Source organism: Thermaurantimonas aggregans (genome assembly GCF_003851885.1).
Taxonomy (GTDB): Bacteria; Bacteroidota; Bacteroidia; order Flavobacteriales; family Schleiferiaceae; genus Thermaurantimonas; species Thermaurantimonas aggregans.
In genome coordinates this window covers 120563-138968 of record NZ_BHZE01000003.1, presented here as the reverse complement: position 1 = coordinate 138968, position 18406 = coordinate 120563, and the positions used below count along the sequence as shown (strand labels likewise).

The following is an 18406-nucleotide window of genomic DNA, read 5'->3' as shown; positions in this document are numbered from 1 at the left end:
CTTTGAAAAAAAAATACAGCGAAGGAATACCAGAAAAAAAGCTGCTTTTTAAGCATTCGAAGGAAGTATATTTCGATGCAATTTTACCACTTGCAACTCATATATACATGCAAATTCGATGTTGTTTGATTCTACTTACGACTTTTTTCTACATTCATTCAAAAGCTCAAGTAACAGAATTACCCTTGATTTTTCAATCTTTTGGAATAGAAAATGGTCTTTACAATCCTCTGATTAACGATGTCGTAATTTTAAATGGCACCGATAGGTATTTCGCTACAGAAGGTAATGGCTTAGTTCATTTCCAGCAAGGCAGATTTTATTATTATGGCTTGCCAGAGGGGCTTCGCTACCCATTTATTTCAACACTTTGCGTTGTAAACGATGACTCAATACTCGTTGGTTCTGAAAATGAAATGTATTTTTTTTCCACAAAATCTAATACCTTCCATCTTTTATACAGCTTTCCATCAAAGAGTAAAGTGCGAAAAATACTTTCAAATGCAAGAGGAATTTATGTATTAACAAATGATGATAAATTATGGATTTTTGAAAAGAGTGAAAAAGTACAACTTATAAATGAAATAAAACTTACCTCTCCGGCGAAAATTACCAAATGGAATCAGCGAATAATCGTTGCTAAAGACGATACCTGCCTTTATCAAGTAAAAGACAACATCCTTGAAGCTTTTTATGTCGACACTTTAAAAATTCTTAATATCGGATCATTGTCAGATGCATTATATATCTTCTCAGATGTTTCCATCATTAAAATTAAAAAAACTATAAAAACAATTATTCGAACGAAAAAAAAATTAAATTTCGTAAAAAATCTTGTAAAGAATGATCAATATCTTTTATGCCGAATTGATGAAGATAAACTTCTTTCTCTTGATGCGAGTAATAGGGTAAAATATATTTCTATTCCTGCAGAGACAAATAAATTTTCCTTGCTCGATAATGGAGAACTCTGGATTTCTGAAGGCAATAGAGTGAAGTGTTATTTATATCCATCAGTAGAGCGAGTATTCGAATTTTCCAAAGACCGAATAAGTAAAGTATATGATTTAAAAATCATCAATCATCAATTGTTCATATCTGCAGGAACTTCTATTATACTTGTCGATTTATCGTCAAATGAAGTTCGTGAAATTCCTTTTAATACAAAAAATGGTCTTGTCCTACAGATTTTAAAGGATAAAAAGGATATTTTATTTAACACTGAAAATGGTTTAATCCCATTTTACAAAAGAAATGCAATGCCATATCCATCCCTGCAAGGAAAATATATTGGAAGTGCTAGTGAGTATCCTGCAGGTTGTTTGAGTTACATAAGTCATTCAGCTATCTCATTGCACTGCGAAAAAGAAGAGCGAAAAATTGATTTAGACAGAACCATACTATCACACCATTGGACAGATACTCACAGAATATGGATACAAACAGATAATACACTTGAATTCTATAGTTTCAAAAATTCAGAATTAAGTTTAATCAGAACTTTTAAAATCTCGCCAAATGCATTGATATTCAATGGAGATAAATCAAGAAAAATTTGGTTACTTGATGATGGGACTATAAAAGTTTTTAAAGATACAATTCAAACTACATTTTATTCAACATCCATACGGATAGATAACATTTTAAAGGTTAGAAATTTAGGTGAAGATACACTTATAATCTTAGGCGATAAAATTCAAATGGCTTACATCGAAAATAATAAAATAAATTTAATAACACTCAACTACTTCAATTGGATAAATGGGGTAAATCAAATTTTAGACTTTTTCGAATACCAATCTGAAATATATGCTATTTCTACAAATTCTATTTTGAAAATTTCGAATAAAATATTCTCAAATTACTCTAATCCTAAAATTCTTTTATTTCGTACAATGGTTAATGGAAACGATCGCAATTTATCAGAAAATATATTTCTTAATAGCAACGAAAATACACTTCATTTTTACTTTTCAACTCCCTCAGATATTTTCACAGAAAAAGAATACAGATACAGATATATTTTAACATCGAATAGATTTAAAAATGACACAATCGATTCATCGCTTCCAGAACTTTATTTGGCAAACATTTATCCAGCAAATTACACATTGATTTATGAACTTATTTCACCAGAAAATACAGTAGTTGATCGTAATGTAATTCATTTTACCATAGCATCACCTCTTTGGCAAAGATGGTGGGTCGTGACCGGCACATTAGTGTTTTTAATCAGTGGTTCTGTTGCTTTTGTCAAATGGCGAACTAATCAACTCCGCGAAAAGGTAAGACTAAAAGAAACGCTTCTCGAGACTGAAACTCGTGCACTTCGATTGCAAATGAACCCTCATTTTCTTTATAATTCATTGGAGTCAATTGAAGGTTTTATTTTAAAATCAGATAAAGTGTCTGCTATCAGACATTTAAACAATTTCACGCGATTGATGCGTCTGATTTTAGAAGGCAGCGACAAAGGATTTCACTCTCTAAAAAGGGAAAAGGAAATTTTGTATTATTACCTCGATTTAGAAAGAATGCGCGCCAATAACGAATTTGATTATCAAATACACATTTTTCCGGAGAACGTAGAAATTGATCAGCTTTTAATTCCTTCAATGATAATTCAACCTCATGTAGAAAACGCAATCATACATGGCATACGCCCTCTAAAGGACAGAAAAGGTCTTATAAAAATAATTTTTACAATCAACGAAAACAACAATGAACTCGAAGTGCTGATAGACGACAATGGCGTCGGTCGGTCAAAATCTTCCGAATTTTCAGTAAAAAATGACGTAAAATCAAAATCAATGGCACTAAATATCAATGCACAAAGGCTAAAAATATTGAGCCAAACCCACAATAAAACATTTTTAATTTCGATCGAAGACTTGTTTGATGACTTTGGTGTACCTTCGGGTACTCGAGTTCGAATGACTTTGCCCATTCTTAAAAATACAGAAGTATGCTAAAAGTAGTATTGGTAGATGACGAAAACACCATCATTGAATCACTAAGGTCGAAAATTGAAATGTTTTGCCCAGATACAGTGGTGGTAGGCACTGCTACTAACATCGATGATGCACTTAAAGTAATCGACAGCCAAAGGCCAGATGCTATTTTGCTCGATATACATCTCAACGATGAAAGCGGTTTTGAATTGGTAAATGAATTACAACTTGAATTCGAAGAATACGAACCGGCTATCATTTTTATTACCGCCTATGACGAGTATGCAGTTAAAGCTTTTAAAGTAAATGCTATTGACTACTTACTCAAACCTGTAAATGTAGATGAGCTACAGGCTGCACTTGAAAAGGTGAAGAAAGTGCAATCCAAAAAGCTTCAGGAGTTTACACAACCGCTTACCCACACTCAACATGTCGTTTATCAAAACGAGCGTATTCCGATTTATACTAACGATGGTGTAGAATTTCTGAACATCAACGACATTCTATGGATAGAGACATATAAAGCACACACATTGGTAGTTAAGGCTAATGGAGAAAAAATTGAATCGACCCGCCCTATACGTTTTTACGACGCCATGCTTCAGAATTCGAAAATGATGCGCGTACATAAATCGTATATCTGCAATTGTGAACACATTAAGAAATATCTGCCTTACAGCGGGGGATTCGTAGAAATGTCGGACGGAAGTATTATTTCAATTTCGAGTAGAAAAAGGGAGATGATTCTTAAGCGAATCTCTCCCTATTATCAGTGAGTTTAAAGATTACTGTACGATCCACTTAAAGGTTTTACTGCCTTCATCAGCATTAAGGCGAATCAAGTACATACCAGTCTTGAGCGATTCTGTTGAAAGATCAATCGACCGCAGACCTACTTGCAGAGCGTGCTTTTGACTGTACAAAATTTTACCCTCCATCGTAAGAATCTGGATATCAACATTGCCTGGCAGCAGTTTTTCAAAGGTCAAGTAGGCTCTTTGACCTCCCGATACCGGATTAGGATGGACTGAAGCAGAAGACAATGAACTCTGTTCATCGGCAGAAAGCACGGCTGGTGTTAGTGTTACAAATCTTGATACAGCGAAAAATAACTGATTTACCCCATCAATTCTAAAACGCGCAATAGAGGTATTTAAACCTGGAGGAATGATGACCAAAGCCTCACCGTTATTCGGCCGGCGACCGAGGTAGTGCGCCCAAGTTTGTCCATTGTCAGTACTTAAATAAATGTCCACTTCTTTACAATTGATGTTTCCTGCGTCGGTACCAGCTACATTCCATATGATGCGTGTGATGGTACCTGAACGAAGCTGGGCACCCTGAGTGGGATATGTGACTGTAAAAGGGCCAGCATTTCCATCAACTGCCAGCTGAATTTGTCGATAGCTCACAGCTGAACCATCGCGCACAGTAAGCCTAAAGCGAAGGTTACGAGCATAGGTTGGCAAAATCTCTCCAATAACATTTACACCCGTGAGAATAGATGTATAACGAGGCAAGAATCGCGTACCGGTATTCACCGGACTGAAGCTTCTGAAAATAGGCGCGTTGCCACTAGGGCTAGTAGGTGCACCTGAGGGGCCGGTATCAAATTGCTCCCAAGTGTAGGTGATTGGATTGCCATCAGGATCGGAAGCAAATCCATCAAGACGAAAAGGTGTTTCCTTTGGTATGGTGGTATTAGGCAGGCGAATGCTATCTATTACCGGTGCGTTGTTTGGGGTAGTGATCTTATTAGCACATGAATTTCCGGGGCCAATGATCGCATAGTTATACATTTCGCCAATAGAACCTATGTGAAAATAATCATCGCTGTTGTTCTGCAGATTTGGTGGGCATATTCCGGCATATCCCATTATCGTTGAAGCACTTCCTGGTTCCCATGCGGTACTGCCATTGCGCTGGCAACTGTTGTTTTGGGTATGATTTGCACCGAATTGATGTCCCATTTCATGTGCCACATAGTCAATGTCAAACGGATCGCCTACCGGTGCTGAACTGCCTGTTACTCCTTGAGCCTTATTTGTAAGGCACACACATCCTAGAGAAGCTAAACCTCCCCCACCTGTGCTAAAATTATGACCAATATCGTACGCATTAAAACCAATGGCATTATTTATTACATTTGGATTGGTGGATAAAAGCTGGCTTGCACTATTGTTTTGAAAAGGATCGGTAGCCGGATTTAAAAAAATAAGCTGACTATTGTTTGGAACAAGGACCAAGCGAATTGCAATATCCCGTTCATACACGCTGTTCACTCTATTAACAGTAGTAATTATCGCATTCATCACTGTTGGGATGGTACCTCCGTGAAATTGGCTGTATTCGCCGGTAGTAGTTACGGCCAAGCGGTATTCTCTTCTGATTTTCTCCACCACTACTACATTGTTCTGCGTTCTTTCAGACGTTTCGTACTCGTCATCGCGTTCGATGGGTGTACCTGAAAAATGACAAACCGCTTGTTTGTCGGTGATAAAATCTTTTTTGAAGTAGCATATCGAAAGTTGAGGCTCATTGCGATACACCGGATCGATGAACCAGCTGCCTTCAGGATGGCCAGTAACCATAGCTGTAAAACCGCGCGGACCAATTTCGGCTTTCAGGTACAAAGAAGTATCACCACTAATAAAATACCCTCTGATAGCACGAATCTGAGGAAATTCATCCATCATGGCTGGTGGCATTACACCCGATTGGGCCAATGTGAAAGTAAAAACTCTGCCGTCAGGTGCTGGTATATTCATGTAGGTGAATGCACAACTCTCCCAAAATTCACATGATGGCGTCGATTGAAAAAGTTCTAACACTTTTGCCCGATCAAACTCATATAGCTCAAAATGATTAGCCACAATCTGTGCATCTGTTCTTTTGTAAAGCTCTTTATCAACTTTTACAAATAAGTTTGACTGAGCGAAAGCAAAGATTCCAAAACTTACTGCTAAAATTGAGAATGCTAACTTTTTTATCATTTATTGTGTTTACTTTATAATGAACAAAGATACGGAGAAGGTTATCGTTTTTATTGATGCACAGTGTGTGCTATGTGACTTTTTATCCAAAGTAATTCTTTGGGCCGATAAGAAAGATTATTTCCGAATAGCTTCTTTGACAGGCGAAACCTACCGAATGCTTGCCCAAAATCCACAGCCTCCCAATCAATTGCAATACGTTGAAGTGTACTCTCACGGCAGGTGGTTTGATGGGCCTATGGCAATATTTGAGATTTTGCGCACACTTGGGTTTCCATATTCTATTTTTTTGGTATTTAAACTTTTACCCACCAAAATCAATTGGTTCTTATATCGATATGTAGCAAAAAAGCGCTTTGCTTGGTTTGGAAGGAAAGAGATTTGTTCTTTAGAATCTTCTCAAAATCTTAAAAAAATTTTGCCATAAGTATCTCAATTGATAATTAATGATAAAAAAATTGTACTTTTGCGGCCCGAAATTAAAACCAACAAAATGTACGCAATTGTAGAGATAGCAGGGCATCAGTACAAAGTACGAAAAGACCAATCTATCTTCGTAAATCGCCTTGCCAATGCCGAGGGTGAAGAAATCACCATCGACAGAGTATTGCTAATAGGCGATGACAACGGAGTAAAGGTTGGCGCCCCGGTTATAGAAGGTGCCTCAGTGAAGGCCGTAGTTGATCAGCACCTGAAAGCTGATAAAGTGTTAATCTTTAAGAAGAAGAGAAGAAAAGGGTACCAAAAGCTCAATGGTTTCCGTCAGTCAATCAGTAAAATAACAGTTAAAGACATAATTGCATAAAACCTTAAAGTCATGGCACATAAAAAAGGGGTAGGTAGCTCTAAGAACGGACGTGAATCAGAAAGCAAACGCCTTGGCGTAAAAATTTTCGGTGGTCAGGCTGCTATTGCAGGCAACATCATTGTGCGTCAGCGCGGCACACGTCATCACCCAGGCAAAAATGTCGGCATGGGTAAGGATCACACCCTCTACGCTCTTGTAGATGGAATCGTAGAATTCAAAAAGAAAAAAGATAACAAATCTTACGTTTCAGTTATACCGTTCAGGTAGCTGAAGCATAAAATCACAATCTATCTTTTCAAAAAGCTGTCAGAATAGTTTTGACAGCTTTTTTTATTTTATTTGCATTCAAATCGATTAATAAGTAATGTCAACCGCCCAATCAACACCTGAAAAAAAGGTTACCACCAATACAGTACAAGAAATGAAACGCCGTGGTGAAAAAATCAGCATGCTCACGGCATATGATTACACTATGGCCAAGATGGTAGATGCAGCAGGTATTGATATAATCTTGGTAGGTGACTCAGCATCAAACGTAATGGCGGGACATGAAACCACCTTACCCATCACCCTCGACCAGATGATCTACCACGCATCATCGGTAGTAAGGGCAGTAAAGCGAGCGTTAGTAGTCGTAGATCTTCCTTTTGGATCATATCAGGGCGATAGCAAACAAGCCCTCAACAGCGCTATACGCATCATGAAAGAATCAGGCGCACATGCCGTAAAATTGGAAGGTGGGGTTGAAATTATTGATTCAATAAAGCGCATTTTATCCGCCGGTATCCCCGTAATGGGACATTTAGGCCTAACCCCCCAAAGTATTTACAAATTTGGAACATATACAGTAAGAGCACGAGAAGAGGCTGAAGCCGCTAAGCTCTACGAAGATGCCCTGCTACTCGAACAAACAGGTTGCTTCTCGATTGTTTTAGAAAAAATCCCTTCAGAACTTGGAAAAAAAGTAGCTCGAGCCGTAAAAATACCCATCATAGGTATAGGTGCGGGTCCTGATGTAGATGGCCAGGTACTTGTGACTCACGACATGCTTGGAATGACCTATCAGTTCCATCCGCGCTTTTTGAGGCGATATCTCAATCTTTACCAAGAAATTACGAATGCTATAAGTCAGTACGTAGTTGATGTAAAGTCTGGCGACTTCCCAAATGAACATGAAAGATATTGATTTGCAAGATATTGCAAATAGAATTGTCTATGAAGATAACCACCTTCTGATATTCGATAAGCGCGCTGGTGAGTTAGTTCAAGGAGATAAAACGGGTGATACACCGCTTTTAGAAATTTTAAAAAACTATATAAAGATTACCCGCCAAAAACCGGGAAATGTATTTTTAGGAGTAACACATCGCCTCGACCGACCTACACTAGGGTTAGTAATTTTCGCAAAAACCAGCAAAGCTCTCGAACGCATCAATGCACTGCTGCGAACAGGCAGTATTTCAAAAACGTACAGAGCTATTGTAGAAGGTCAATTAGCTTTTGGTGAACGTAAGATTCTGGAAAACAACCTTATAAAAAATCCAAAAAACAACAAAACTTATGTAGTAGCGCCAGATACACCTCAATCAAAATTAGCTAAGCTCGAATATCAATGCATTCAAAATTTTGATCATTACAGTCTATTAGAAGTGCGATTATACACTGGCCGTCACCATCAGATTCGCTGTCAACTCGCCCACCTAGGCCATTGTATAAAAGGAGATGTGAAGTACGGCGCAAAAAGGGCTAATCCTGACGGTTCCATCAGTTTGCAGGCTTACCAATTAGAATTCATTCATCCCGTGTCGAAGCAACCGATTTGTGTAAAAAGTACACAATCATTGCATCTCGCAAGCAAAAAAAGTTAACTTTGTAAAAAAAAACGATAGACAGACGCCATTGCTATTACGTTTTAGGTCTCTCGCCCGGTGCCTCTCAAGAAGACATTAAGCGGGCTTACCGTCGTCTTGCAAAAAAATTTCATCCCGATGTAGCTAAAAATCCTTCTGACTTACAAAAGTTCAGACAAATACAAACTGCATACGAAATACTCACTGGTAAACAGCGACCAAGATTTTCAGCATCTTTTTCTACTTTTAATAATTATTCTACCGTAAACAGAAAAACTACCTTTTCGCATAAAAAATCGGATGATTTTCGAAGAAAATATGGAATTTCAAAAGAAGAATGGCTCAAGAGAAAAGCTGCTTCTGAACGCATAAGACAAAAAAACTCTGAAGAAGCTTATAAAGCTTTGAAAACCGGCATGATATGGGCCATACTTTTCACTATTTTTTCTAATATTATTTATCCTTTTCTTTCAACGTCCTACACAAAATTTATTGTATTCAAAAATCCGTTAGAATCAGTAGCATCTATCAATTATACATTAGGGTATCAAGTAGGTATAGTTTACCAAACGCTATATGGTGAAAAGAGAAAAGAGCTGAGATGTAATTACTTCAATGAAACAACCTATTTACCAAATGGTTTTCCGGCTTATAAAAGTGATACATATACAGTAATTTACAATAAATATAATCCTGATTATTTCATCATCGACTTTACGAAACCAGATGATATACTTAAAGATAAATTGCTGAAATCTTGTCTTGAAGTAATTACAAGAGAACCCGAAAAATTCAATAATATATCTAGAGAAAAAGCTTCATATTTTTTAAAAGATATTATGAATCATTTCGGTATAAATGGATTATCGATGATATATAATCATTCCACAAAATTCTACCACAACATAAAATATAATTCATTGGTTTTTTACTTCTTTAAAAAGAATAAGTCATACCGAAATCTTTTAGATAAATACACGGAAAATTAATAAGGCCTATTTTTATTTATCAATCAAGCATTCAAGCATTTTTATTCCTAACAATTACTTAATACCATACTAAGTTGAGCATTTTAATTCTAAAACTACTTTTGACTCGCCTTCTTAATAGATAAAATGAATAAACGTTTAAAATTCTTTGACAGATACCTCACCTTGTGGATTTTTTTGGCGATGGTCTTTGGTATTTTGATAGGAAACATTTTTACAGATGTCAAAGAATGGAATGAAAAGATGAGCTATGGAAGCACGAGCATTCCTTTAGCCATCGGATTGATACTGATGATCTATCCCCCGTTAGCCAAAGTAGATTATTCATTAATACCTCAAGCGCTTAAAAATCGAAAAATTCTTGTCCTTTCTCTTCTACTCAATTGGATTGTTGGCCCAGTATTGATGTTTCTTCTCGCTGTATTTTTTCTTAAAAAAGAGCCGGAATATTTTACAGGTCTAGTCCTGATTGGCATTGCCAGATGTATTGCGATGGTAATCGTGTGGAACGATTTGGCCGGAGGCAACAGAGAATACGGTGCCATGTTAGTAGCTCTTAACAGCATCTTTCAGGTATTCACTTATAGTTTTTATGCATGGATTTTTGTATATTTTTTACCTAATTTTTTGGGTTTAAATAGCCAAGAAATTTCAGTTTCATTCAAAGAAATTGCTCAGAGTGTTCTCATTTATCTTGGAATTCCCTTTATAAGTGGTTACTTGAGTAGATTATTATTAATTAGAAGCAAGGGGATTGATTGGTACAATAGAAAATTCATTCCCATTATTTCACCTATAACTCTAATCGCTTTATTGTTCACCATTGTTGTAATGTTTAGTTTAAAAGGCGATACACTCGTTGAGCTCCCTTTTGATGTTATTAAGATTGCAATACCACTTGTATTTTATTTTATATTAATGTTTTTCACAAGTTTTTTCATTGGAATTAAAATGGGAATACCCTATGATAAAAATGCTGCCATTTCATTTACAGCATCGGGAAATAATTTTGAATTGGCTATAGCAGTAGCTATATCTGTTTTCGGTCTAAATTCTCCTCAGGCTTTTGTCGGTGTTATAGGCCCATTGATTGAAGTTCCTGTTTTGATTTTGTTAGTAAAAGTAAGTTTGTTTTTAAAAGAGAAATATAATATAAAATATAGCAATGAAACCAAAAATTCTCATCCTTTGTACAGGGAATAGCTGTAGATCACAAATAGCTGAAGGATACTTCAAATACTTCGCCGGCGACAGGGCTGAAGTGTACAGCGCAGGAATGGAGACGCATGGAGTAAATCCACGAGCAATTGCTACAATGGTTGAGGATGGAATAGATATTTCTACTCATACCTCAAATCACGTAGATGAATATAGAAACATTGATTTCGACTACGTAATCACTGTATGTGATCACGCACGCGAAGTATGTCCCTATATTCCATCTAATGCACAACAATTTCATCACAATTTTAAAGATCCGGCCAAGGCTACCGGCACAGAGGAGGAAATAATGGCAGAGTTTAGAAAAGTGCGCGATGAAATAAAGAAATTCGCAAAGGAATTTGTCGATAAATTTATTGCAGTTTAAAAAGATTATTTTTTATTTAGAAATGTTTTATACATATGCTTTTAATAGTCAAACTGATTAAATTTTTAAATATATTGCCAAAAATATGAGGCCAAAAATTAGTTTACATTACAAATGGCTTGATTATTTATTAGAGGTTGTGTCTTTCCTCGTGTTAGTAAGTATCATTGGTCTGTTTTTTTGTAGATATCAAGACTTGCCGGATGAAATTCCACTTCATTACGATCTAAGTGGAAAAGCTGATAGATTTGGAAGTAAAAGAGAAGTATGGTTACTTTTATTAGTTACTATACTAATCTACCTCTCTTTGACATTTTTAAAAAAATTTCCTCACATTTTTAATTACCCAATAGTTATAACTTCAAATAACGCCAGCTATCAATACACTTTAGCAGTCAGAATGCTTCGAATTCTGAAGTTGATTATTTTACTTATTTTTTTTCATATTTTTTACTCAGTTTTAAAAGCAAAAGATAGTTTGCCTTTTTTCGCAATTGTATTAGAAATATCTTCGATTTTTATTACGCTAATAATCTATCTAATATTAGCCTCAAAAAATGCATAGAAAAACAGCTATTTAGTTGTTAGCTTAAACAAAATTTGTGGTACAGTAATTTCTGAAATTTGCGAAGGAGAAACTCTGTAGTAAATTCCAATACCATTAGCTGAAAACAACCTATTTATCTCAATTCCAAATTCCTGATAAACTTGAGAAGGAGCCGTAGCATTTACTCCGTAATGATATGAAGATTGGCTGTTTACTCCATACAATGCTCGATACACAAATTCGATGTGAGGACGTCGAGGCTTGCGGTCAAAGAAAAGATTCCAAGTGTCATAACGGAGCATAATCTGAGCGTACGTATCCATTGAAAATTCGTTGAAAAGCATTGTTTCAAAGCTATGGCGGTCGGCAAGTGCAAATCGGCGCAATCGAGCAATATCGCCATTGTACAAATTCCCTCTGCCGGCGTATAGATATCCATAAGGTGCTCCACCCTGAATATGTCCACCGGCTATTTCAGTATATAAAAAACCAATCCTTCGCCGACCGAAGCGAAAATTAGCTCTGAAATCGACTTTTGTAAAACGCACCTCTCCAACATCTGATGAAAAGGCTTGTGTGACATTAAAAAAATACCTAGGAAAGGTGTAACGCACCGTGCGACGACCGAGAAAGGTTTCAGTTACTACATCGTTTGGTGCATATTCCATCGAATATTCGGCCAAATGCAAGGCAATTCCGTTGGTTAATTGAGTAATGGATTGATCAGGATTGTAATAGTAATAGGGCTGTGCATGTTTGCGAAATTCGCGATTATACCTCACTATATTTTTAAAACGAGGTGTCCATTCCCACGACACAAACACATAAGCTGATGAAACATAGTCCCAGCCTGTGATGTAGAGCCTTCTGACGGCTGACTCGAGCAAATTTCTTCTCTGATAGAAGTAAAATTGAGGCTGAGCAGCCTCGACCATGTCGTAAGAGTATCCGGCTCCGGCCCAAAGATTGTAAGCCTCCAAAAACTGCCATGCTCCCTGATAGCCAAATTTCCAAAGTCGATCGCTCCATCCGTATCCGGCAAATCCACTAAGCCGAAGACGAGGATGCAAGCGTTCGTTGGTGGAGGCTCCTATACCTGTTCGCAAGCCTTCATAGAGATTGAAATTTAAAATTCTTTTCAGGTCCAAATCGATGAATTTCACACGAAACTTCCCGTCAGTAAAGGCGGTAAGCCATACAAGCCTGCGATCAATATTTAGTGCCTGACCGATGGAGTCATTGAATTCATAGGTTCTTGCCTCCATCGGAGTTAGATCGTGTGCACGAAACTGGCTCCAATAGACGCTATCTTTCTCACCTGCATCGGGATTGATTTTAATATCAACGCTTCGAAAATCTTTTAGTCTCAATCCCGGCGAAAGATAGATATCGCGGTGATACGAACGCATGCTTCCATACAGACTTAGGCCATTTATGGCGACATTCAAAATTTTAAAGTCGCTATTAAGCTGCATCGGAAACCACCTGCCCGTAGTTTTTTCGTAGAGTTGTTGTATGGAAACAGAAAAATTCTGTTGTTTAGCGGGCGAAGCAATCACATTAGCAATGGCATAGTCGGGCGTAGCAATGTACAGCAGCCCTTTCATGCTTTTGTGTTCGTGCCCGGGTCTGGGTCTAAAGGAAATGACAAAAACAGTATCGGCGTCAGGCCTGTCATACAAGGTGTCTTCAATAAGATAAAAATACTGATTTTCAGCTTTTTTTGAGATAGGATTATCAAGAGTAATGTTAAAGAGTTCAAATTCATCTCTGTAAAACGAAAAACTTTGTAGCTGGGTAGCTAGTATGCTGAAGAGAGGATTCTTAATACCTGAAATGCGTGAAGCCAGTACAGTTTCGTTTACTTTGTTGGGCTTTAGATATCTCCTTTCAGATACTGACTCTGAGAGGAAGAGATATTGGCGGTTTGAAAATTCAATAGCTCTGAGGGCAAAGGAATCGATTTTCTCTGGATTTATTGAATCTCTAATAACCTTTAAATCGTTGGTATCAAATGCTATAACTAATTTATTGTAGGCCTTGTAGTAATACGAATCAAGACCTTCCGGATCGTTTCTGTCTTTATTGTTTCGCACCTGACTAATGATTCTAAGAGCAGGATTTTCACCGGGATACACCTTTACCTCAGCAATGAGGAGCGATGTAGGCTTGAGCGCAATAGTGCAATTGACTGTACAAGAAGCTTTTCGAATGTTTAGTTCTAATTTTTCGTATCCAGCGTAGCTAAAAATCAACACACTATCCGTAGGAAGAAGCACTAGTTGAAATCGCCCCTCAATGTCGCTCGAAGTACCTCGCTTTGAATTTTTTACAACAATGTTTCCGAAGGGCAGGCGTTCGCCTGTTTGAGCATCAATCAAAATACCTGAAAAAGACTGAGAAAAAGCGCTGTAAATGAATAATTTACAAAGAAGTACAAATAGAATTTTCGATTTAATCGTGTTCGCCATTCAGCAGCGGTTCGAGTAGGGGTAATTTGTCCTTGGTCATAGGTTTGTCAAGAAACATTTTGACCATTTTAGTCTTGCTGGCCTTTTCGCGATCTTCTTCATCGACAGATGCCGTAAACATTACTACAGGATATTCAAAACCATTTTTTTCTACATTTTCAATAAATTCCCAACCGTTCATTCCGGGCATGTTCACATCTACTAAAATGAATTTCGGTTCAGCTCTTTTGTCAACAATTGCTTTTAACGCTTCAGATGGATCTACGAAATCAAGAACTTCTACCCCATCTAAATTCATTGTGAAAACTTTGCGACAAATCAGATTTTGTATCTGATCGTCGTTTACCACCATGATTTGTTTTTTATTTGCCATTTTTCAAAAACCGCACAAAAATACAAGTATCAAAAGATTTTTAAACATTGAAAAAATCGCATAACAAAGTTTTTAAAATCCTATTCTCTTCGGTCAGTTTTTTATTAAAATTCCTCATCTACTTAAGGCATTTTTTATACGATCGCAAATGGCTTTTTTCGGAAAACTTCCAAAAAACGAAAGTCCTTGCAATTGGTAACCTTGCGCTAGGTGGTACGGGAAAGACACCGATGACTCTTTTTTTGACAAAAGAACTGAGCAATGAATTTAAAATTGCTATTCTCTCCAGGGGATATGGCCGAGTGTCAAAAGGATTCTTGTGGGTAGATGATACTTCTGCTTTTTTGGAAGTTGGAGACGAACCTTTATTGTTAAAAAAAAATCTGCCAAACATTCCTGTGGCAGTATGCGAAAGGCGGGTCGATGGTGTAAAAAAAATTCTGCAAAAATTTCCGGATACCCAGGTGGTGATTCTCGATGATGCCCTGCAACATCGTGCCATTGTTCCTGATATAAAAATTTTACTCACAACGTGGAATCAGCCCTTTAGCGCAGATGCTCTCTGGCCAATAGGAACCCTTCGAGATGTAAAAAGCAGAGCTAAATATGTGGATGCCATCGTAGTAACAAAGACTCCAGTGGCAGCGACTACAGCTGAAAAAGAAAAAATCATCTCCTCTCTCCAGAAATATTCTAATGCCCCAATATTTTTTTCACACAATCACAATTATTTCTTTCCTCCATTGCCAGAAAATAAAAGGGATGTCGTGATTGTTACCACGATAGCCAATCCATCTTATGTTCTAAATTTTTTGAGTCAATGGAATCTTAAAATCATAGAAAAATTTCTGTTTAAAGACCATTATCCAATATCCCATCGCGAATGGGAAGCAATTTTTGAAACTTGCAACAGAAAGGACGCTCTATGCATAATGACTGACAAAGAGTATGTAAAACTGCCCTCTGTGTTAGCTGAAAAGTTTAACAACACGATTTATGTACTTAAACTTACAGTAGATATTGAAAACAAAATTGAATTTTTAAACCTTATTACCAAAAAACTTTCCTATGATTAAGAAATACAAACTCACGGCAGCCACTGCATTGCTGATTTTATTGTCAGGGATGATTAAATCCAATTCAAATGGTGCTTTTTCAACAGGTTACACCGGTGCACCCATAGACAACGGTATGAACTGCTCTGGTTGTCATGGTGGACAAACGTCAAACAGCACCTCGCTCATAACTTCCAACATACCTCCAACTGGCTATGTACCGGGAACAAAATATCAAATAACCATCAATGCCCAGCACCCTACCCTCAATAGATTTGGATTTATGCTCACAGCTCAAACGAATACTACAAATCCCATTCACGTAGGTACTTGGTCGCTACTAAACAATCAGACACAGCTACGGATAAACAATCGATATGTTTCGCATACTTCGCAAGGCACGCAGGGATCAAATAATGCCCGAACCTGGCAAGTAGAGTGGACAGCTCCTGCCGCCGGAACTGGAGCAGTTGCAATTTACGCAGCCGTTAATGCGGTGAACGGAAATGGAACTACCTCAGGCGACCAAACCATTCTAGGAAGTTTAATAGTAGGCGAAAGTTCTGTTTCACTCAATGAAACAAAAACGCCAGCTGTGCGAATTTTCCCCAATCCAGTCAAGAGTGAATTTGTTCAAATCGAAAATGTTGTTCCTTTTTCTCGCGTTGAAATATTCACATTAGATGGTCGATTGGCAAAAAAAGAAGACTTTGGAAAAACAACTTCAGCTACTGTAAAAGTTAGTGATTTAAAAAGCGGAATACATCTCTTTGTAATTTTTGATGAACAAACAATGTTAAACACACAAAAAATCTGGATACCTTGATGAAGTTAGATCAAGCCTATTGGACAGAGCGATGGCTAAAAGGGGAGACTGGATGGGACATAGGGCATCCCTCCCCTGCTCTGATTGATTTTGCTGTAAATCACATTCCGACTGACGCCCGTATTCTCATTCCTGGAGCCGGTAATGCCTATGAAGCCGAGGAGCTCTTGCACCTAGGCTACAGTCATGTGTATGTGGTTGATATTTCGGAAGTGCCTTTGCGCAACTTGAAAAAGCGATTTCCCGACTTTCCCACCAATCAACTTTTGCACAACGACTATTTCAACCTTGAAGGCTACCAATTTGACTTTATCCTCGAACAAACTTTTTATTGCGCACTAAATCCATCGCTGCGCGACAACTATGTGAGAAAATCCTATGAACTGCTTACATCCGATGGTCAAATGGCTGGTCTTCTTTTCGATTTTCCTCTCACTGAGGCTGGCCCCCCTTTTGGTGGTTGTTACGAGGAATACCTCGATCGGTTTTCAAGATATTTTGAAATCCTTACCCTCGAAAAAACCAACAAAAGCATACAGCCCAGAATGGGAAAGGAATTTTTCTTTCACGTGAAAAAAAAGAAGCCAACCCGGTAGTGGCGCTATCTTAGCACGAAATTTAACTGCATGTACAGACGCAAATTGCCAAAAGAGCAATGGACGTGGGCCTTTTACGACTGGGCCAACTCGGTGTACTCACTGGTCATAGGCACGGCCATTTTTCCAATTTACTACGCTTCAGTGACAGGCAACGGAAATGCTACGGTTAAATTTCTTGGGAAAACATACGCCAATTCAGAGCTTTACAGCTATTCACTTTCCTGGAGTTTCCTGGTAGTTGCTATTATTTCACCTTTGCTCTCAGGCATTGCCGACTACACGGGCAACAAGAAATTTTTCCTGCGTCTTTTTTGCTATCTCGGCGCTTTGAGCTCCATGGCATTGTACTTTTTTACCGATCAGAATCAAGTGCTCATGGCACTCATATTCAGCTCTTTGGCAAGTATCGGATTTTGGGGGTCCATCGTTTTTTACAATTCTTATCTTCCCGAAATTGCTCCACCCGAACAGCACGATGAACTCAGCGCACGAGGGTATTCCTTAGGGTATTTCGGAAGCAGCATTCTTTTGATACTCAATCTCCTGACAATCACTTTTCCTGAAACATTTGGATTTAAAAATGCAGCACAGGCCACTCGATTCAGCTTTCTCACCGTAGGATTGTGGTGGGCAGGTTTTGCACAGATTACCTTTAACTATCTACCAAACTTTCCTCGCCGTCGTATGTACAGACGCGCCTATCTATTGGCCGGCTACATCCGTATTCGGCAGGTTTTTAAGCAAATATTGCGAATGCCTTACCTAAGGTTGTATTTGTTTGCCTTTTTCTTGTTCAGTGTCGGAGTTCAAACCATAATTCTGATCTCTACTCTTTTCGGCAGGCAAGAGCTAAAGCTGGAAACCCGCCAATTAATCCTGACCATTCTTCTGATTCAATTTTTCGGTATTGCCGGGGCTCAGCTCTTTGCCTTTATCTCCTCTAAGGTGGGAAACATTCGCGCCCTAATGGTCAATGTAAGTGTTTGGATTACAATAGCTACCATGGCTTACTTTCTCGATGCTTCAGATAAGTATGTGATTTACAAATTCTTTGCGCTCGGCAGTACAGTCGGTCTTGTAATGGGAGGCATCCAATCACTCGCGCGCTCTACTTACTCTAAGATGATACCACCCACTGAAAACACAACCAGCTTTTTTAGCTTTTACGACGTAACTGAAAAAATCGCCATTGTGATCGGCACGTTTCTATATGGAAAAGTCATTGGACTTACGGGAAATATGAAAACCTCAGCACTTCTTTTAGCCCTCTTTTTCTTGATGTCGATCATTTTCCTCTCTGGGGTTAAACTGCGCGAAGTGAAGAAAAAGAAAGCCTCCAGGTATATCTAACTGCCT

The 18406-nt window shown here is 38.0% G+C and carries 18 protein-coding genes and 1 pseudogene; 16 read left to right on the top strand and 3 right to left on the bottom strand.

Annotated features, from left to right (window positions below; genetic code table 11):
* Nucleotides 1-2 precede the first annotated feature (2 nt).
* Nucleotides 3-2972 (top strand): sensor histidine kinase, encoded by a 2970-nt coding sequence (locus tag EIP89_RS02555; protein WP_124397086.1) that lies wholly within the window; start codon nt 3-5, stop codon nt 2970-2972.
* Nucleotides 2966-3727, top strand: a complete 762-nt coding sequence (locus EIP89_RS02550; protein WP_124397085.1) for a LytR/AlgR family response regulator transcription factor — start codon at nt 2966-2968, stop codon at nt 3725-3727. The genes EIP89_RS02555 and EIP89_RS02550 overlap by 7 nt, the downstream gene beginning before the upstream one ends.
* Before the next feature lie 9 nt (nt 3728-3736).
* On the opposite strand, the gene EIP89_RS02545 is transcribed toward EIP89_RS02550, so the two are convergent.
* On the bottom strand, nt 3737-5944 hold the full coding sequence (locus tag EIP89_RS02545; RefSeq protein WP_124397084.1) for a reprolysin-like metallopeptidase: 2208 nt from the start codon (nt 5942-5944) through the stop codon (nt 3737-3739).
* A gap of 19 nt (nt 5945-5963) precedes the next feature.
* Between EIP89_RS02545 and EIP89_RS02540 the strand changes: the two genes are divergently transcribed.
* The 10 genes and pseudogenes from EIP89_RS02540 to EIP89_RS11725 all read left to right on the top strand — a co-directional run bounded on the left by EIP89_RS02540 (nt 5964) and on the right by EIP89_RS11725 (nt 11744).
* Nucleotides 5964-6371 carry a thiol-disulfide oxidoreductase DCC family protein gene (locus EIP89_RS02540; protein ID WP_124397083.1) on the top strand — a complete coding sequence of 136 codons (408 nt, stop codon included), beginning with the start codon at nt 5964-5966 and terminating at the stop codon, nt 6369-6371.
* A 66-nt stretch (nt 6372-6437) separates the two neighbouring features.
* The gene (rplU, locus tag EIP89_RS02535; protein ID WP_124397082.1) at nt 6438-6749 is read left to right on the top strand and encodes a 50S ribosomal protein L21; all 312 of its coding nucleotides are present in this window, start codon (nt 6438-6440) and stop codon (nt 6747-6749) included.
* A gap of 12 nt (nt 6750-6761) precedes the next feature.
* The gene (gene rpmA, locus EIP89_RS02530) at nt 6762-7019 is read left to right on the top strand and encodes a 50S ribosomal protein L27 (RefSeq protein WP_124397081.1); all 258 of its coding nucleotides are present in this window, start codon (nt 6762-6764) and stop codon (nt 7017-7019) included.
* 97 nt (nt 7020-7116) lie between these two features.
* Complete coding sequence (panB, locus tag EIP89_RS02525; protein ID WP_124397080.1) at nt 7117-7938, top strand: 3-methyl-2-oxobutanoate hydroxymethyltransferase; 822 nt, start codon at nt 7117-7119, stop codon at nt 7936-7938.
* On the top strand, nt 7925-8620 hold the full coding sequence (locus tag EIP89_RS02520) for an RluA family pseudouridine synthase (RefSeq protein ID WP_124397079.1): 696 nt from the start codon (nt 7925-7927) through the stop codon (nt 8618-8620). Before panB ends, EIP89_RS02520 begins: the two co-directional genes overlap by 14 nt.
* Nucleotides 8621-8637: 17 nt before the next feature.
* Nucleotides 8638-8808 (top strand): annotated as a pseudogene (locus EIP89_RS11675) (DnaJ domain-containing protein); the annotation flags it as partial.
* Nucleotides 8809-9018: 210 nt separating this feature from the next.
* The gene (locus EIP89_RS11635) at nt 9019-9591 is read left to right on the top strand and encodes a hypothetical protein (RefSeq protein WP_245966085.1); all 573 of its coding nucleotides are present in this window, start codon (nt 9019-9021) and stop codon (nt 9589-9591) included.
* Nucleotides 9592-9717: 126 nt separating this feature from the next.
* Complete coding sequence (arsB, locus tag EIP89_RS02510) at nt 9718-10794, top strand: ACR3 family arsenite efflux transporter (RefSeq protein WP_124397078.1); 1077 nt, start codon at nt 9718-9720, stop codon at nt 10792-10794.
* Nucleotides 10757-11179, top strand: a complete 423-nt coding sequence (locus EIP89_RS02505) for an arsenate reductase ArsC (RefSeq protein WP_124397077.1) — start codon at nt 10757-10759, stop codon at nt 11177-11179. Before arsB ends, EIP89_RS02505 begins: the two co-directional genes overlap by 38 nt.
* Before the next feature lie 85 nt (nt 11180-11264).
* Entirely contained in the window at nt 11265-11744 is a 480-nt protein-coding gene (locus EIP89_RS11725; protein WP_124397076.1) for a DUF1648 domain-containing protein, read from the top strand.
* An 8-nt stretch (nt 11745-11752) separates the two neighbouring features.
* Here the strand turns inward: EIP89_RS11725 and EIP89_RS02495 are convergent, their stop codons facing one another.
* Nucleotides 11753-14197, bottom strand: coding sequence for a DUF5686 and carboxypeptidase-like regulatory domain-containing protein (locus EIP89_RS02495; RefSeq protein ID WP_124397075.1), 2445 nt, complete (start codon nt 14195-14197; stop codon nt 11753-11755).
* Nucleotides 14181-14570 (bottom strand): response regulator, encoded by a 390-nt coding sequence (locus tag EIP89_RS02490; protein WP_124397074.1) that lies wholly within the window; start codon nt 14568-14570, stop codon nt 14181-14183. Before EIP89_RS02490 ends, EIP89_RS02495 begins: the two co-directional genes overlap by 17 nt.
* A 47-nt stretch (nt 14571-14617) precedes the next feature.
* Here EIP89_RS02490 and lpxK point away from each other — a divergent pair, with 47 nt between their 5' ends.
* Genes lpxK through EIP89_RS02470 form a run of 4 tightly spaced genes read left to right on the top strand, consistent with a single transcriptional unit; the run spans nt 14618 to nt 18400 of the window.
* Nucleotides 14618-15646 (top strand): tetraacyldisaccharide 4'-kinase, encoded by a 1029-nt coding sequence (gene lpxK, locus EIP89_RS02485; RefSeq protein WP_124397073.1) that lies wholly within the window; start codon nt 14618-14620, stop codon nt 15644-15646.
* Entirely contained in the window at nt 15639-16451 is an 813-nt protein-coding gene (locus EIP89_RS02480) for a choice-of-anchor V domain-containing protein (protein ID WP_124397072.1), read from the top strand. Before lpxK ends, EIP89_RS02480 begins: the two co-directional genes overlap by 8 nt.
* A complete protein-coding gene (locus tag EIP89_RS02475; RefSeq protein WP_124397071.1) occupies nt 16451-17047 on the top strand; it encodes a methyltransferase domain-containing protein in 597 nt (198 codons plus the stop codon). Before EIP89_RS02480 ends, EIP89_RS02475 begins: the two co-directional genes overlap by 1 nt.
* Nucleotides 17048-17077: 30 nt before the next feature.
* Nucleotides 17078-18400, top strand: coding sequence for an MFS transporter (locus EIP89_RS02470; RefSeq protein ID WP_124397070.1), 1323 nt, complete (start codon nt 17078-17080; stop codon nt 18398-18400).
* Nucleotides 18401-18406 lie beyond the last annotated feature (6 nt).

What these genes read in the sequence shown, in the direction of transcription:
- panB (WP_124397080.1), top strand. Translation starts at nt 7,117, where the DNA reads ATGTCAACCGCCCAATCAACACCTGAAAAAAAGGTTACCACCAATACA.
- EIP89_RS02480 (WP_124397072.1), top strand. Translation starts at nt 15,639, where the DNA reads ATGATTAAGAAATACAAACTCACGGCAGCCACTGCATTGCTGATTTTA.
- EIP89_RS02520 (WP_124397079.1), top strand. Translation starts at nt 7,925, where the DNA reads ATGAAAGATATTGATTTGCAAGATATTGCAAATAGAATTGTCTATGAA.
- EIP89_RS11635 (WP_245966085.1), top strand. Translation starts at nt 9,019, where the DNA reads ATGATATGGGCCATACTTTTCACTATTTTTTCTAATATTATTTATCCT.
- EIP89_RS02495 (WP_124397075.1), bottom strand. Translation starts at nt 14,197, where the DNA reads ATGGCGAACACGATTAAATCGAAAATTCTATTTGTACTTCTTTGTAAA.
- EIP89_RS02550 (WP_124397085.1), top strand. Translation starts at nt 2,966, where the DNA reads ATGCTAAAAGTAGTATTGGTAGATGACGAAAACACCATCATTGAATCA.
- EIP89_RS02470 (WP_124397070.1), top strand. Translation starts at nt 17,078, where the DNA reads ATGTACAGACGCAAATTGCCAAAAGAGCAATGGACGTGGGCCTTTTAC.
- EIP89_RS11725 (WP_124397076.1), top strand. Translation starts at nt 11,265, where the DNA reads ATGAGGCCAAAAATTAGTTTACATTACAAATGGCTTGATTATTTATTA.
- rplU (WP_124397082.1), top strand. Translation starts at nt 6,438, where the DNA reads ATGTACGCAATTGTAGAGATAGCAGGGCATCAGTACAAAGTACGAAAA.
- EIP89_RS02545 (WP_124397084.1), bottom strand. Translation starts at nt 5,944, where the DNA reads ATGATAAAAAAGTTAGCATTCTCAATTTTAGCAGTAAGTTTTGGAATC.
- EIP89_RS02490 (WP_124397074.1), bottom strand. Translation starts at nt 14,570, where the DNA reads ATGGCAAATAAAAAACAAATCATGGTGGTAAACGACGATCAGATACAA.
- rpmA (WP_124397081.1), top strand. Translation starts at nt 6,762, where the DNA reads ATGGCACATAAAAAAGGGGTAGGTAGCTCTAAGAACGGACGTGAATCA.
- arsB (WP_124397078.1), top strand. Translation starts at nt 9,718, where the DNA reads ATGAATAAACGTTTAAAATTCTTTGACAGATACCTCACCTTGTGGATT.
- EIP89_RS02540 (WP_124397083.1), top strand. Translation starts at nt 5,964, where the DNA reads ATGAACAAAGATACGGAGAAGGTTATCGTTTTTATTGATGCACAGTGT.
- EIP89_RS02505 (WP_124397077.1), top strand. Translation starts at nt 10,757, where the DNA reads ATGAAACCAAAAATTCTCATCCTTTGTACAGGGAATAGCTGTAGATCA.
- EIP89_RS02475 (WP_124397071.1), top strand. Translation starts at nt 16,451, where the DNA reads ATGAAGTTAGATCAAGCCTATTGGACAGAGCGATGGCTAAAAGGGGAG.